This is a genomic window from Neorhizobium galegae (assembly GCF_021391675.1).
GTDB classification, from domain to species: Bacteria; Pseudomonadota; Alphaproteobacteria; order Rhizobiales; family Rhizobiaceae; genus Neorhizobium; species Neorhizobium galegae_B.
Genome location: NZ_CP090096.1, coordinates 975,747 through 989,476, shown reverse-complemented (window position 1 = coordinate 989,476; position 13,730 = coordinate 975,747). Strand labels below are relative to the sequence as shown.

The window sequence follows — 13,730 nt, the reverse complement described above, 5'->3', positions numbered from 1 at the left end:
ATTGCCATTGCGACTGCGATAGAGCAGGTCAAGACCTGCCGTTATCGCCGCCATCTCTCTTCCCAATTCCATCCACGTTACCCCTGATTTTTCACGAAAATCCCGCCCCGGACGATGATCGGCATATGGGCGCCCTGATGTGTCAGCAGCGACATGTCGCTGAGCGGATTGCCATCGACCACGATCAGGTCAGCGAAGGCGCCTGGTGCGATGCATCCGATCTTGCCCTCCATCCTGAGCAGCTTTGCTGCGACATGCGTTGCGGAGGCGATGACCTCATGGGCGGGCAGGACGCGTGTGCGGATCACGAATTCCTCTGACTGATGCCGGTGCATTTCACCGAGCAGGTCGGTGCCGTAAGCCATCGGCAGGCCGGCGTCGCGCATGATCGAGAGCGATTCCATGCCGGCCAGCCGCACGGAATCGACTTTGGCGACGGAGGCGGACGGTAGGCCGAGCGCCGGCCCCTCGACGCCGAGCTTCTCGTAGGTGACGAGCGTCGGCACCGAGATGCAGCCGTTTTCGACGGCGAGCTTCGCGGTCTGTGGGCGGATCAGGTTGCAGTGTTCCAGCGAATGGATCCCGCATTCGATCGCCCGGCGGATCGCCTTGTCGGTATAGAGATGCGCTGCGACATAGGTGCCGGCATTCTCCGCCTCCTCGACGGCGGCGATCAGCTCTTCCCGCGAGAAGCCGAGGAAGTGGATCGGGTCGGTCGGCGAAGCGATGCCGCCGTTTGCCATGACCTTGATGAAATGTGCACCTGATTTCAGTTCTTCGCGGGCGGCCTTGCGGACTTCCGGCACCCCGTCGCAGATGCGCCCGAGATTGCCGAGCGTATGGCCGGTCTTCGGCGTCGGCGTGTCGTCATAGGGGCCGCGATAGTCCGTATGGCCGCCGGATTGCGAGAGCGCCTTGCCGCAGATATTGAGCCGCGGTGTCGGCCAGGGCGCTTCCTGCGTGGCGGCCAGCAGGCCGGAGGTCGCGCCGCCCAAATCACGGACGGTGGTGAAGCCGCGCATCAGCATGTCGCCCATGATCTTGAAGGCGCGCACGGTGACGATCGGATCCGGAAGTTTCGCGTTCTGGCCGAGGTTCACCATGCCGGCGATGACGTGCACATGGGCGTCGATCAGGCCCGGCATCAGCACCTTGCCGGCAAGGTTGATCCGCTGCGCGCCGGCGCTGTTGATGGAGGGCGAAACCTCGCGGATCAGGTCGCCCTCGACGAGCACCGAAACCGGCTCGCTCGGCTGAGGGCTGGTTCCGTCGACAATGCGGGCGTTTTCGAAGAGATAGGAGGTCACGGTCTTGTTCCTTTTCAATCTCTCGGCGCACTGCCGGCGCGGCGGGCTTCGAGGAAGGCGGGGATCAGCAGCGGAGCGAATTTCCTGGCGATCTCGACATGCGTTTCCTCGTAGAAAAATTCTTCGTGCAGCAGGTTGATCGTGCCGATTGTTTCGCCGTCATAGACGACCGGGATGTTGATCGCTGCATTGAGGCCGATGCTGGCAATCAGTTCGTGATCGAAGAAGGCCCATTTGATGGCCTCTCGGTCGCGGCCGAGAAAGGGTTGCTGCCGGCGCAGCACCAAGTCGCCCCAGGGCGTGAGGCCCATCGGTTTGCGGCCGAAGACGGGATAGACGTCCGGCATGTTCGAATAGACGCGCGCCACCTCGTCGCCATCCGTGTAGAGCAGCGTCAACAGGCGGTGGCCAACGTGCCTGGCGAGAGCGGCGTCCAGCGCATCGTAGAAGAAGTTTGGCTGGCCAGGTTCTGCCAGAAGCCCGATCAGGTCCTCGATCATCGTGAAACTCCTCTATCGGTGATGGCAGGCAACGGACTGGCCGTCGGCCTTCCGTTCGAGCCGCGGTTCGATTTGGCGGCAGATATCGGTCGCGAGGGGGCAACGGGTGTGGAAGGCGCAGCCCAAGGGTTTTCGCGTGGCGCTCGGAATGTCGTCGCTGACGGCGCTGAACCTGTGACGCTTGCGCGGATCATGTGCCGGCGCCGAGCGCAGCAGCAGTTCCGAATAGGGGTGAAGGGGTTTCGTGAAGATCGCCTCTTTCGACCCGGTCTCGACGATCTTGCCGAGATACATGACGGCGACCCGGTGCGAGACGTGTTCGACCACGCCGAGATCATGCGAAATGAACAGGTAGGAAAGGCCGAGTTCCTTCTGCAGGTCGGCGAGCAGGTTGAGGATCTGGGCCTGTACGGACACGTCCAGTGCAGAAACCGGCTCGTCGCAGACGATGATATCGGGCTTCAGGGCCAGCGCCCGGGCGATGCCGATCCTCTGGCGCTGGCCGCCGGAGAACTGGTGCGGAAAATTGTCGGCCTGGTCGGGCCTCAAACCCACCAGCGACATGAGCTTGGCGACCTCGGCCCGCCGTTCCTCGATCGTGCCGATGCCATGGATATCGAGCGGCGCACGGATGATGTCGCGCACCCGCTGGCGCGGGTTGAGCGAGGAGAAAGGATCCTGGAAGATGATCTGCATGCGGCGGCGGTAGGATCGCGGGATGCTCCGCATTTGCGTGACGTCCTCGGCTCCCTGCATGGCGATGTGGCCGTCCGTAGCCTTCACGAGGCCCATGAGGGCGAGCCCGGTGGTCGACTTGCCGCAGCCGCTTTCGCCGACAAGGCCGAGCGTTTCGCCCGAACCGATCGAGAAGGAAACGCCGTCGACGGCCTTCACCTCGCCGACCTGCCGCTGGAAGACGCCGGAGCGGATGGCAAAATGCACCTTGAGGTTCTCCACGGAGAGGAGAGGGGCCGCGGCATCAGGCATTGTCATGCTCCCAGCAGGCGGCAAAATGCCCCGGTTTCTTTTCGATGAAGGGTGGGCGTTCCTCCAGGCAGCGGGCCGAGGCGCCGGGACAGCGGGGCGCAAACGCGCAGCCGTTCGGCAGGTCCCAGAGCGGCGGCACGGTGCCGGGAATATCCGTCAGCCGTTCCGGGGCGGCTTCCGTTCTGTCCCGATGGGGGACGGCGCCCATCAGGCCGATCGTATAGGGATGGATCGGGTTGTCGAAGAGTTCGTAGACGCTGCATTCCTCAACCCGCCGGCCGGCATACATGACGATGACGCGGTCGGCGATTTCGGCAACCACGCCGAGATCGTGGGTGATCAGGATCTGGGCTGTGCCAAGCCGCTTCTGGAGGTCGGAGATCAGGCCGAGGATCTGCGCCTGAACCGTCACATCGAGGGCCGTCGTCGGCTCGTCGGCGATGATGATCTTCGGTTCGCAGGCAAGCGCCAGAGCAATCATCGCGCGCTGGCGCATGCCGCCGGAAAGTTCATGGGGATATTGCCGGGCGCGACGTTCGGGGTCCGGCATCTGGACCAGTTCCAGGCATTTGACGGCACGCGCAAAGGCCTCGCGCCGCCCAAGCCTTCGGTGCTGGCGGACGGATTCAGCGATCTGTTCGCCGATCGTCAGCACCGGGTTCAGCGCCGATAGCGGTTCCTGGAAGATCATGGCGATCTTGTCGCCGCGGAAATCCTCGACCTGGCGCCGATCCATGGCGAGAAAGTCCTCGCCATGGATCCTGATCGAGCCGGATGCGACGCGGGCGCTGTCGGGCAGGAGGCGCAGCAGCGACAGCGCGGTCATCGACTTGCCGCAGCCGCTTTCACCGACGATGCAGACCGTCTCGCCGGGGCGCACCGAAAGGCTCATCTCCGAGACGACGGGAAAGGCCCCGTTCTCCCCGAGGATTTCGACATTCAGGTCGCTGACGGCAAGCGCCGGTTCCATCGTCTTTTCCATTGCTCGATCTTGCATCCGTTCATTCCATCTGCCGGAGGGATCCGATCAGTCGGTGGACCCTTCGATATTGCCGACCATGAAGCCGTAATCGCCCGCCTCGACGAGGTTGCGGGTCAGGTGCTGCATGACCATGATGCCGGTTTCGAAGGGCGTCGGGATTTCCTCGATCGTCTCGAAGTCGTAGGGGCTGACGACGCGGCCGAGCAGCGAACCGCCCTTGATGATCTCGCCATTCGCCGGAGAAAGCGGCTCCAGCCAGCCGCCATGCTTCGGGCGGATGCCGACGAGTTCGGTGACCACGACCTGTTTCGGATTGGGCTTCACTTCGCCTTCGATCGAGCCGATCAGGCGAAGCTGGTTCATCAGGCCAGCGACGGTGAGCTCGACATAGGGGGTTTGGTCAACGATGCCGCCGCCGAGCTCGATGGTCACGACCTTGGTGCCATGGCGGTCCATCGAAACGGATTTGCTGGTGCCGGAATAGACCGTGCCGATCTTTCCGGTCGTGGGGCGATAGAGAATCTTCGAACCGAAGGCACGCGACAGCGGCTCGTCATTCCAGATGTAGACATAATCGACGGTCGGCCGGTCGGTGCCGGAATGCAGGTCGAGATTGTAGTCGATCTTGGCGTAGAACTCGTGTGCCAGCGCATCGGCGAGCTGCTGGCTGTAGGTACCACGCGGATCGCCGGGGAATTCGCGGTTGAGGTTCAACTGGTCGAGCGGATTGTGACGATGGTTGACGGCGAAGGAACGCGGGTTGGCGACCGGCAGGAGAATGATGCGGCCCTTGAGCGGCATGTCCTTGATGATGCGGTAGAGTTCCAGGATCGCCTGCGAGCCGGTGTTTTCGTTGCCGTGGATGGAGGCGGAAATTCCGACGGTGGGGCCGTCCTGTTCGCCGACCAGTTCGTGCATGAAGATCACGGCATCGCTGCCGTCCGCATGGGTGGTGAATTTGGGGCGAAGCTTGTTGATCGACTTGACCATGGATGTTTCCTTTCAGTGTCGTTGTCGTCTTGGTCCTGAGGGTTTGGCTATTTCTTCTTGCCCGCAGAGCGCGAGAGATGCCGCGGGTCGAGCACATCGCGCAGGCCGTCGCCGAGCAGGTTGAAGCCGAGCACCGTCACCATGATCGTGGCGCCCGCTATGATTGCCAGCCACGGCTCATCCCGCATGAAGCGCGTCCCGTAGGCGAGCGTCCAGCCCCAGGTCGGCGCCGGCGGCGGCAGGCCGAAACCGAGGAAGCTGAGCGCCGATTCCGAGATGATCGCGGTGCCGAAGCCGAGCGAGGCGAGCACGATGATCGGCCCTATCGCATTGGGCAGGATTTCCTTAACGAGGATGCGCACCGGATGGGCGCCGAGCGCCCTTGCTGCCTGCACATAGTTCTGCTCGCGCAGTACCAGCGTCGTGGCGCGAACCACGCGTGCATATTCCGTCCAGGCGACCACGATGATGGCGATCGCCACGTTGATGGTGCCGGGGCCGAGCACCGCGACGATGGCGAGTGCGAGCACGATCGCCGGAAAGCCCAGGAAGATGTCGGTGATCCGCATCAGGATCAGGTCCGTCCAGCCGCCAAAATAGCCGGCGGCGAGCCCGACCGTCGTGCCGATGAGAGCCGACGCCGTGACCGAGATGCAGGCGATCGTCAGCGAGACGCGCGCGCCGTAGATCAGCCTCGCCCAGAGATCTCGCCCGAAATTGTCGGTGCCGAGCCAGTGGGTGAGCGTCGGGCCGGAGAAGCGGTTGCGCATGTCCATCTGCTCGATGCCATGCGCCGACAGATAGGGTGCGAAGACGGCGCAGATGACGATCGCCAGCACGATCGACATGCCGAGGATCAGGGAGATATTGCGGAAACGCCTGGATAATCTCATGAACCTCAACCCAAACGGATGCGCGGATCGACGACCGCATAGAGAAGATCGACGACGAGATTCACCAGCGCGAAGATGATCGCGAAGGTGAGCACGATGCCCTGGATGAGCGGCAGGTCGCGCTGCGAGATCGCCGTGATGGTCAGTTGACCGAGGCCCGGCCAGGCGAAGATGGTTTCGGTCAGCACCGCGCCGCCGAGCAGGGCGCCGAAGCGCAGGCCGACAACGCTCAGCACCGGGAGGAGCGCGTTGCGGAACGCATGGCGAAGGATGACGCGCTGGCGGCGCAGGCCCTTGGCATAGGCGGTGCGGACGAAGTCCTCACGCAGCACTTCGAGCATCGCCGTGCGCACGAGCCGTGAGATGATCGCAGCGGAGTTGGCGGCAAGTGCCACTGCCGGCAAGAGGATATGCGCGAAACTGTCGATGAGGACCTGCGGCTGGCCGGTAAGTGCGGCCCAGAGCGCTTCGGGGAAGGGCGCACCGCGGCCGATTGCCGGAAGCCAGCCGAGCGTCACGGCAAAGAGCAGCATCAGCAGCAGGCCGAGCCAGTAGACCGGCATCGAAACGCCAAGCTGGGCGAAAATCATCGATACGGTATCGACGATCGAACCCTGTCGCGTGGCAGCCAGCACCCCGAGCGAGATGCCGACGAGACAGGCAAGGATCAGCGCGACAACCGCAAGCTCGATGGTCGCGCCCAGCCGACCGGCGACGATTTCCGACACCGCCTGATTCTGGAAGATCGAGCGGCCCATGTCGCCCTGCAGCAGACGGGCGAAATAGGAGCCGAGGCGGATATACCAGGGATCGTTGAGGCCGAGCGCGTTGCGCAGGTTGTTGATCGCTTCCGCCGAAGCCTCCTGGCCAAGCAGGACGGAGGCCGGATCGCCGGGGAGTAGCAGCAGCAGGCCGAAGGTGACGACGACCATGCCGGCCGCCATCGGGATCAGCAGCAGCAGACGGCGGACGATATAGGCTAGCATGGGGTGGCTCCCCTTGGCTGTGCCGGAGCGAAGGTCATGACAGCACGATCTCCTCGAAGCGGCGCGGGAATTTCGTGAGTGAATCCGGACGTTGCTCGGTGACGAGAACCGTGTCGGCGAGGCGAAAACCGCCAACCTCCGGCACGTAGAGCGCAGGCTCGCTCGAACAGATCATACCGTCCTGGAGAATAGTCTGGTCGCCGGCCTCGACCCAGGGCGGTTCGTGGAAGGCAACGCCCATGCCGTGGCCGACGCGGTGCTTGAGATAAGAACCCATGCCCTGTTCGCGGATATAGGCAAGCGCGGTGATATCGGCAGAGGCGCAGGTGCGGCCGGCGACGAGGCCTGCCGTGCCCAGCCGCTGCGCTTCCTGGGCGATGGCGTAATATTTCTCGTGATCCTTGCCGGGTTCGCCGAGCACAAACGTGCGCTCGCTTTCCGCCGAGCGGCCGCCGACCCGGCAACCCAACGACAAAATAAAGCTCTCGCCGGGCTGGATGCGGCGGTGAGAAATGATGCCGTGCGGATAGGCCGAGTTCGGTCCGCCATAAACCAACCCACCCGCCAGCGTCGGGACATTCATGATGTCCTCGTGCTCGTTTTCCATGATGTCGAGCGCATGACGCACCACATGCGCCTCCAGTGCTATCTCGCTCGGCAGCGGCTTGCCGGCCCGGAAGGCTTCGGTGACGAGATCGGCGGCCGCCTGGACCATGGCGTCGGATATGCGCGCCGCCTCGCGATGCAGCCGCAGCTCCTCGGGATATTTCACCTGCCGCATCCTGGCGACGATATCCGTCGGCATAACGCGGTTGTTCGGAAAGAGGCCGGCAAGCTCTGCCGCCCGTCCCACGGAAAGCCCGTAGGAATGGGCGATATTGCCTGTGATTTCGCCGATCGAGCGCGCGAGCAGCGAAAAGGCCCGGTCTACACCCGGAAATTCGAAATAGACGAGGGTTTCCGCCGCCACGTCCTGACGGTCGGCGTGCTCGCGCTCCAGTTCGGGGATCAGCAGGATCGCATTCGTTGCGGTCAAAGCCAGCGCCACCGGCCGTTCGTTCGGTCGGAAGGAGAAGCCGGTCGTGTAGAGCACGTCGTCGGCAGCATCGAGGATCAGGAGGCCCACGCCTTTTTCCTCCATGCGGGCACGGATATCGCGATGGAGCCGCTGGTAGAATTCCGGTGCTAGACGCTGACTGAAACCCATTTTCCGAACCTTAGGCGATGATGACGTCTTCGAGCTTGCGGGGATAGAGCGTCATGCTGTCCGGCCCTTCTGGCCGTAATCAACACGGTATCGGCGATGCGGTAGCCGGCAAAGCCCGGCACGAAGATCGCCGGCTCGCTGGAGGTGATCATGCCGGGTTCCAGGATTGTCTGGTCGCCGCCCTCCACCCAGGGTGCCTCATGGAACATGATTCCCATGCCATGGCCGACGCGATGGAGCAGGTATTCGCTCATGCCGCTGTCGCGGATATAGGCGAGCGCCAGGTTGTCCGCCGAAGCGCAGGTATGCCCGGCGATCAGTGCCGCAGTCGCCATGCGCTGCGCCTCGTAGGCGACGGCATAATGCTCCCGTTGCAGCTTCGACGGTTCGCCGATGAAGAAGGTGCGTTCGCTTTCCGAAGCGCGAGCGCCAACCCGGCAGCCGAGCGACAGGATGATGCTTTCGCCGACCTTCACCGGATTGCCGGTCGGCATGCCATGCGGGAAAGCCGACCGCGGGCCGGAATAGACGAGCCCGCTCGCCAGTCCCTGCACCAGCATGATGTCCTCATGCTCCTCGTGCATGGTGCGCATGGCGTGACGGGAAACGTAGGATTCGATCTCGACCTCGCTCGGCAACGGGCCGTCCTTCCGCATCGCCTCGCGGATCATCTCGACGCCGACCTCGACCATCCGGTCGGACAGGCGGGCGGCCTCGCGGTGCAACGCAATTTCTTCCGGATGTTTCCGGAGCCGCATCTGCTGGACGATATTGCTCGCGATCACCCGTTCCGCATTCGGAAAGGCGCTCTCGATCGGCTTTACCCGGGCAAGCGAGATCGCGTGGCCATAGGCGACCGTTCCCCCGAACCCGGCAAACTTCCGGCCGAGCACCGCGTGCCACGGGTCTATGCCGGGAAACTCGAAATAGACGATCGCCTCTGCGGCTATGTGCTGGTGTGCCGCATGGGTACGCTCCAGTTCCGGAAGCAGCAGGAAAACATCCGTCGCCGTGATCGCGACGACCACCGGCCGCTCGGTCGTGTAGTGCGAGAAGCCGGTCGCGTAGATGACGTCGTCGTTGGAATCGAGAAGCAGCAGATCAATGCCGGCCGCGTCCATCCGTTTGCGGATGTCGGCCTGAATTTTCGCGTAGAAGTCCGCGCCGAGACGCTGTGAGAAAGCCATCGGGTTACCCTGGAACTGCAATTTCGGTCATGGCGCGCGGGCCGACCTTCAATACTAGATTGGCCGGCCCGCGATCTGAGCATCAGTCCTTGAGGCCGATCATGCCGCGCATGTTGCCGCGCGAGGTCGCCTGCACCTCGAAGGGCAGTTTCTTCGAGTAGAAGATCTGGTAGCCCTGGTAGGAGACGATGTAGTAGGGCAGGTCGCTCGCCAGCAGCGTTGCGGCCTTCTGGTAGGCTGCGGTGCGATCCGCCTGGGTGGTTGCCGAACGGCCCTGCTTCAGGAGATCATCGACTGCCGGATTGGAATATCCGCCCCAGTTGGTCGAGCCGCCCGTGGTCAGCTGGGCGAACAGGAGGCGGTCCGGATCGACGATGTTCAGCCAGCCGAGCAGCGCGATTTGGTGCTGGCTCTTCTGCACGTAATTGGTGGAGAAGGACGGCCAGTCGCTGACCTGCGTCTTGGCATCGACGCCCGCGGCCTGGAAATTCGCCTGCATGAATTCGACCGTCTGGACGCGGTTGCTGTCTTCGCTATGGGTGGACAGAACGACGCTCAGCGGCTTGCCGCCCTTGTCGAGGATGCCGTCGCCGTTGGTGTCCGCCCAGCCTTCTTCCTTGAAGAGCTTCTTGGCACCCTCGACGTCGAAGCCCGGCTGCTTGATGTCCTTCGAATAGGCCCAGGAGGAGGGCAGGACGATCGAGGAAGCCACTGCGTCGACACCCTGATAGATGTCGTTGACGATGGTCTTCTGGTCGATCAGCATCGAAAAGGCCTGCCGCATCTTCGGGCTCGAAAGCAGCGGATCCTTGGTGTTGAAGTTGATGTAAGTCACGCCGAGGCCCGGCTGAACGACGGCGCCGAAGCGCTTGTCCGCCTGCAGGCGCTTGATGTCCTGCGGTGCCAGCGGCGACTGGATAATGTCGAGGTCGCCGGCTTCGAAGGCCTGGGCGCGGGCTGAGCCGTCACCGATGATCTTGATATTGACCTTGTCGGCCTTCGGCTTCTCGCCCCAGTAATTCGGATTGGGCTCGAGCTGGATGGCGCTGCCGCGCGTCCAGGAGGCGAATTTCATCGGGCCCGCGCCGACCGGCTTCAGTGCAATGTCCGTGCCGCCTTCGACCAGCGCCTTTGAAACGATGCCGATGTCGAGATAGCTGAGCAGCGGTGCATAGGGTGCGGAAAGTGTGAATTTCACCGTCTGAGGATCGACCGCTTCCACGGCCGAAATCGGCGTATAGAGCGCCCGCATCGGCGCGTTGAAATCCTTGTTCAGGATCGAGCTGAAGGTGAAGACGACGTCAGCCGCCGTCAGCGGGCTGCCGTCCGAGAATTTCAGGTTCGGGCGGAGCTTGAAGATCCAGGTCGTCGGATTGGGGTTTTCCCAGCTTTCTGCGAGATCCGGCTTCGCTTCCAGGCTCGGTGTCGTATGGATCAGCCCGGAATAGATGAGATCGATGACGCGGTAGGCGGTCGTGTCGCGCGCAAGGCGCGGGTCCAGCGTGCCGGCATCGACGTCTGTCCCGATGGTGACGGTAGCGGCCTGCGCGGACGAAAGGGCGGTGAAGGAAAGTCCTGCAAGCAGAAACGTGGCTGTGATCGATAGTGCTTTGCTCATGTCTGTTCCCCTTATTGGTTTTGGTTCATTCAAAGCGTTGATCGTATCAGCGGGTCTTGGTCCTCCGCGATGCGAGTTCGGAAACCTTGGCCGGCGCCTCGCCGTCCGTGATCTTGTTGTGGCGCAGTTCGGCAAGTGCCGGTGCAAGAAGGTTCTCCAGCACGCCGGGATCGGGCGAATGGCGGTATTCGAAGCAGCGTTTGTTCGGTCCGGCGAGATCGGCGACATGGTCGGCGCCGGAGGCGAAGATGACGACATCACAGCGGGCGATGATGTCGGCGAGATCGTCGGCATAGGACCATGCGACCGTGATGTCGGAAATATGCGGTGCGAACTCGCGCACGCTCGGACGCATGATGGCGATGTAGTCCTTGAGCTGCGTGACGGCGGCGACCCGGGTGCGCGGATCGAGAAGTGCGAGCGACTGCCGGGTCCGCTCCGACGGGATGAAGCGGATCGCCAGGATATTGGCCTCCGGCACAAAACCGCGGATCTCCACCTCGCGATGCACGAAGGTGAGCACGAGGTCGGCATTGCGGCACTGCTCGCGGACGTCGGCGCTGTCGCGCACCTGATCGGCGGTGACCAGGCTGATGACGTCGTTCGCCGCAAGCGTCGGGCGGATCTGCTCGACATAATCGCGCGCCGGCGCCTCGAAGATCCCGACGAAGACGATGTTCAGATGAACCCGCGGTTTCCTCAGCCGCGCCTGGGCCTGTACCATGGAGGCGAGCGTGACAGGCGAAATTCCGAGCCGTTCGGCCTTTTCGAGCAGGCTGTCGATATCCGCGCTCAGCACGTTCGCCGGCGCCACGCGACCGATCTGCCGGTTCGGCTCATAGACGGTAAAAGCCCCGAGGCCAGCCCGGATCTCCACCAGCCCCTCGGCCCGAAGCTGCTTGTAGACTTCGGCCACCGTCATCGGCGCGATGTCGAGTTCGGCGGCCAGCTGGCGCACCGACTGCAGTTTCACCCCCTTCGGCATGTCGCCGAAAGACAGCATGTAAGCCAGCAGTCCGTAGAGCTGCTTTCCGACTGGGACCGGTAGAGAACGGTCAATGCTGGAGGCGTCAATCGTGAACATGTGTGTATTACTCATTTGATACACGAACCGTAACACGAGATACGTCGATGACAATCCCCCTGATAAAAAATTGCATATTTTAGCGGCGAGGCGATTGAATGCCTCGGAAAATTCCAATTATATGGCCTCTTCCAAAGAGGGTATTGCTGTAAGCGGCCACTCCCGAACGGTGAGGTGTATCAATGGATTATGTCAATCTTGGCCGGACTGGCCTGAAAGTCTCGCGTCTCGCGCTCGGCTGCATGACCTTCGGATCGAGCGAATGGGCGCCTTGGGTGCTGGGTTTCGAAGACAGTGCCAAGATCCTGAGGCAGGCGGTCGATCTCGGCATCAACTTCTTCGACACGGCGGATATGTATTCGCTCGGCAAGAGCGAGGAGATCACCGGCAAGGTGTTGCTGGACCTCGTTCCCCGCCACAAGCTTGTGATCGCGACGAAGCTTTTCCACCCGATGAGCAGCGACATCAACGACCGCAGCCTGTCACGCAAGCATATCCTCGACGCGGTCGACGGCAGCCTGAAGCGCCTCGGTACCGACTATATCGACCTCTACCAGCTGCACCGTTTCGACTACGGCACGCCGTTGGAGGAGACTTTGGAGGCCCTGAACGACGTGGTGCGGGCCGGCAAGGTCCGTTACCTCGGGGCGTCCTCCATGCATGCCTGGCAATTCATGAAGGCGATCGGGATGCAGAGGCAGAATGGTTGGGCGCCGTTCGTTTCGATGCAGCCGCACTACAACCTCATCTATCGCGAAGAAGAGCGCGAAATGCTGCCGCTCTGCCTGAGCGAAGGCGTCGGCGTCGTGCCGTGGAGCCCGCTTGCCCGCGGTCGGCTGGCAGGACGGGTTGATGGCGAGACCGCGCGCAGCCAGACGGACGGGACGGCGCGTGCGCTCTACGACCGTATGAAGGCTGCCGACGATGCGGTAATCGCTGCCCTCAAGGTCGTCGCCGACCGTCACGGGAAATCGATGGCGCAGGTCGCCTATGCCTGGGTCGCGAGCCGTCCGGCGGTGACGGCACCGATCGTCGGCATCTCGAAGCCGGGGCAGTTCGAGGACGCGGTGGAGGCACTCGAGATCAACCTCAGTGCCGAGGATGTCGCCGAGCTACAGCAGAACTATCTGCCGAGGCCGACCGCCGGCCACGTTTAATTGGCGAGGTCGCCGGCCGGGGATTACCTGACCGCGCGAAAGCTCGCCGGCGCATTGGACATCCACCTGCATGGGTTCGAGCGTGACGAGGCCGGGATCGAGCACGACGGCGACCGCCAGCGGATCATGGAGCGCGCAGCCGCTGATGCCTGGATACTGTTCACGATAGGCGGCCAGATAGAAGCGGCTCGCCTCATTGCATTGGTCGCATGCGACGAAAGCCTGCGAGCCCGAACGATGTCTGGCATCTTGACGAGGTGTTTGTGACGATCGGCGGGAGAAGGCATTGGCTCTTGCGCGCAGTCGATCAGGACGATTACGTGCTCAACGAGATCGTCCAGACGCCGCAACACCAAGGCTGCTAAACGCCTTCTGATCCGACTGATGAAGAAGCAGGGATGCCTGCCGAACGCATTGTCACCGACAAACTGCTCCTACGGCGCAGCGTCAGATCATGCCCACGGTCGAGCATCGATCGCACCAGGGCCTGAATAATCGCGCCGGAAATTCGCATTTACCACTGCGAAAACGGGAACGGCTGATGCAACGGTTTCGCTCGCCAGGCGCGCTGCAACGCTTCACAAGCGTCTTCTCGGCAGTCCGAAATCTCTTCGTGCCGCCGCGTTCGAAACACTCAGCTATCGCTGTCCATCTACACCGCCACAGGGCGATCGCGCATTGGAAGGCCGTGGCCGAGACAGGTGCCTGACCCACACGTCTTGTCGAACAAGTACTTCAAGAACTTAACCTGACATCACCAGAGCGAGATGTTTGTTATTTCCAATTAGGTTGCCGCCAAACAAAAAGCATGATCCAAATGAACACGTTAATC

The 13,730-nt window shown here is 62.6% G+C and carries 13 protein-coding genes and 1 pseudogene; 2 read left to right on the top strand and 12 right to left on the bottom strand.

Annotation, left to right across the window (positions count from 1 at the left end; genetic code table 11):
- Positions 1–77: 77 nt before the first annotated feature.
- From LZK81_RS27390 to LZK81_RS27340, 11 genes are all read right to left on the bottom strand, one after another.
- Entirely contained in the window at positions 78–1,307 is a 1,230-nt protein-coding gene (locus LZK81_RS27390; protein ID WP_233957141.1) for a metal-dependent hydrolase family protein, read from the bottom strand.
- Between the two features lie 14 nt (positions 1,308–1,321).
- Positions 1,322–1,807 (bottom strand): GAF domain-containing protein, encoded by a 486-nt coding sequence (locus LZK81_RS27385; protein WP_007760648.1) that lies wholly within the window; start codon positions 1,805–1,807, stop codon positions 1,322–1,324.
- A 12-nt stretch (positions 1,808–1,819) separates the two neighbouring features.
- Positions 1,820–2,794, bottom strand: a complete 975-nt coding sequence (locus LZK81_RS27380; RefSeq protein ID WP_233957139.1) for an ABC transporter ATP-binding protein — start codon at positions 2,792–2,794, stop codon at positions 1,820–1,822.
- The gene (locus LZK81_RS27375) at positions 2,787–3,776 is read right to left on the bottom strand and encodes an ABC transporter ATP-binding protein (protein ID WP_046607532.1); all 990 of its coding nucleotides are present in this window, start codon (positions 3,774–3,776) and stop codon (positions 2,787–2,789) included. Before LZK81_RS27375 ends, LZK81_RS27380 begins: the two co-directional genes overlap by 8 nt.
- Positions 3,777–3,821: 45 nt before the next feature.
- Complete coding sequence (locus LZK81_RS27370; RefSeq protein WP_233957137.1) at positions 3,822–4,766, bottom strand: succinylglutamate desuccinylase/aspartoacylase family protein; 945 nt, start codon at positions 4,764–4,766, stop codon at positions 3,822–3,824.
- A gap of 47 nt (positions 4,767–4,813) precedes the next feature.
- Positions 4,814–5,659 (bottom strand): ABC transporter permease, encoded by an 846-nt coding sequence (locus LZK81_RS27365; RefSeq protein ID WP_233957135.1) that lies wholly within the window; start codon positions 5,657–5,659, stop codon positions 4,814–4,816.
- A gap of 5 nt (positions 5,660–5,664) precedes the next feature.
- Positions 5,665–6,645 (bottom strand): ABC transporter permease, encoded by a 981-nt coding sequence (locus tag LZK81_RS27360; RefSeq protein WP_233957133.1) that lies wholly within the window; start codon positions 6,643–6,645, stop codon positions 5,665–5,667.
- Between the two features lie 34 nt (positions 6,646–6,679).
- Positions 6,680–7,852, bottom strand: a complete 1,173-nt coding sequence (locus LZK81_RS27355; protein ID WP_233957131.1) for a M24 family metallopeptidase — start codon at positions 7,850–7,852, stop codon at positions 6,680–6,682.
- Positions 7,831–9,039, bottom strand: a complete 1,209-nt coding sequence (locus LZK81_RS27350) for a M24 family metallopeptidase (protein WP_233957129.1) — start codon at positions 9,037–9,039, stop codon at positions 7,831–7,833. The genes LZK81_RS27355 and LZK81_RS27350 overlap by 22 nt, the downstream gene beginning before the upstream one ends.
- A gap of 82 nt (positions 9,040–9,121) precedes the next feature.
- Positions 9,122–10,657: an ABC transporter substrate-binding protein gene (locus tag LZK81_RS27345; protein WP_233957127.1), complete on the bottom strand. Its 1,536-nt coding sequence runs from the start codon at positions 10,655–10,657 to the stop codon at positions 9,122–9,124.
- Positions 10,658–10,703: 46 nt separating this feature from the next.
- Positions 10,704–11,741: a GntR family transcriptional regulator gene (locus LZK81_RS27340; RefSeq protein ID WP_233957125.1), complete on the bottom strand. Its 1,038-nt coding sequence runs from the start codon at positions 11,739–11,741 to the stop codon at positions 10,704–10,706.
- A 182-nt stretch (positions 11,742–11,923) separates the two neighbouring features.
- Here LZK81_RS27340 and LZK81_RS27335 point away from each other — a divergent pair, with 182 nt between their 5' ends.
- Complete coding sequence (locus LZK81_RS27335) at positions 11,924–12,898, top strand: aldo/keto reductase (protein WP_233957123.1); 975 nt, start codon at positions 11,924–11,926, stop codon at positions 12,896–12,898.
- Here the strand turns inward: LZK81_RS27335 and LZK81_RS27330 are convergent.
- Positions 12,854–13,045, bottom strand: coding sequence for a nucleoside hydrolase (locus LZK81_RS27330; protein ID WP_326491532.1), 192 nt, complete (start codon positions 13,043–13,045; stop codon positions 12,854–12,856). The genes LZK81_RS27335 and LZK81_RS27330 overlap by 45 nt on opposite strands.
- 68 nt (positions 13,046–13,113) lie before the next feature.
- Here LZK81_RS27330 and LZK81_RS27325 point away from each other — a divergent pair.
- Positions 13,114–13,607: pseudogene (locus tag LZK81_RS27325) on the top strand (IS6 family transposase); the annotation flags it as partial.
- Positions 13,608–13,730: the final 123 nt, after the last annotated feature.

Coding starts and splice junctions, on each gene's coding strand:
- LZK81_RS27385 (WP_007760648.1), bottom strand. CDS start 1,807: ATGATCGAGGACCTGATCGGGCTTCTGGCAGAACCTGGCCAGCCAAAC.
- LZK81_RS27380 (WP_233957139.1), bottom strand. CDS start 2,794: ATGCCTGATGCCGCGGCCCCTCTCCTCTCCGTGGAGAACCTCAAGGTG.
- LZK81_RS27375 (WP_046607532.1), bottom strand. CDS start 3,776: ATGGAAAAGACGATGGAACCGGCGCTTGCCGTCAGCGACCTGAATGTC.
- LZK81_RS27370 (WP_233957137.1), bottom strand. CDS start 4,766: ATGGTCAAGTCGATCAACAAGCTTCGCCCCAAATTCACCACCCATGCG.
- LZK81_RS27365 (WP_233957135.1), bottom strand. CDS start 5,659: ATGAGATTATCCAGGCGTTTCCGCAATATCTCCCTGATCCTCGGCATG.
- LZK81_RS27360 (WP_233957133.1), bottom strand. CDS start 6,645: ATGCTAGCCTATATCGTCCGCCGTCTGCTGCTGCTGATCCCGATGGCG.
- LZK81_RS27355 (WP_233957131.1), bottom strand. CDS start 7,852: ATGGGTTTCAGTCAGCGTCTAGCACCGGAATTCTACCAGCGGCTCCAT.
- LZK81_RS27350 (WP_233957129.1), bottom strand. CDS start 9,039: ATGGCTTTCTCACAGCGTCTCGGCGCGGACTTCTACGCGAAAATTCAG.
- LZK81_RS27345 (WP_233957127.1), bottom strand. CDS start 10,657: ATGAGCAAAGCACTATCGATCACAGCCACGTTTCTGCTTGCAGGACTT.
- LZK81_RS27340 (WP_233957125.1), bottom strand. CDS start 11,741: ATGTTCACGATTGACGCCTCCAGCATTGACCGTTCTCTACCGGTCCCA.
- LZK81_RS27335 (WP_233957123.1), top strand. CDS start 11,924: ATGGATTATGTCAATCTTGGCCGGACTGGCCTGAAAGTCTCGCGTCTC.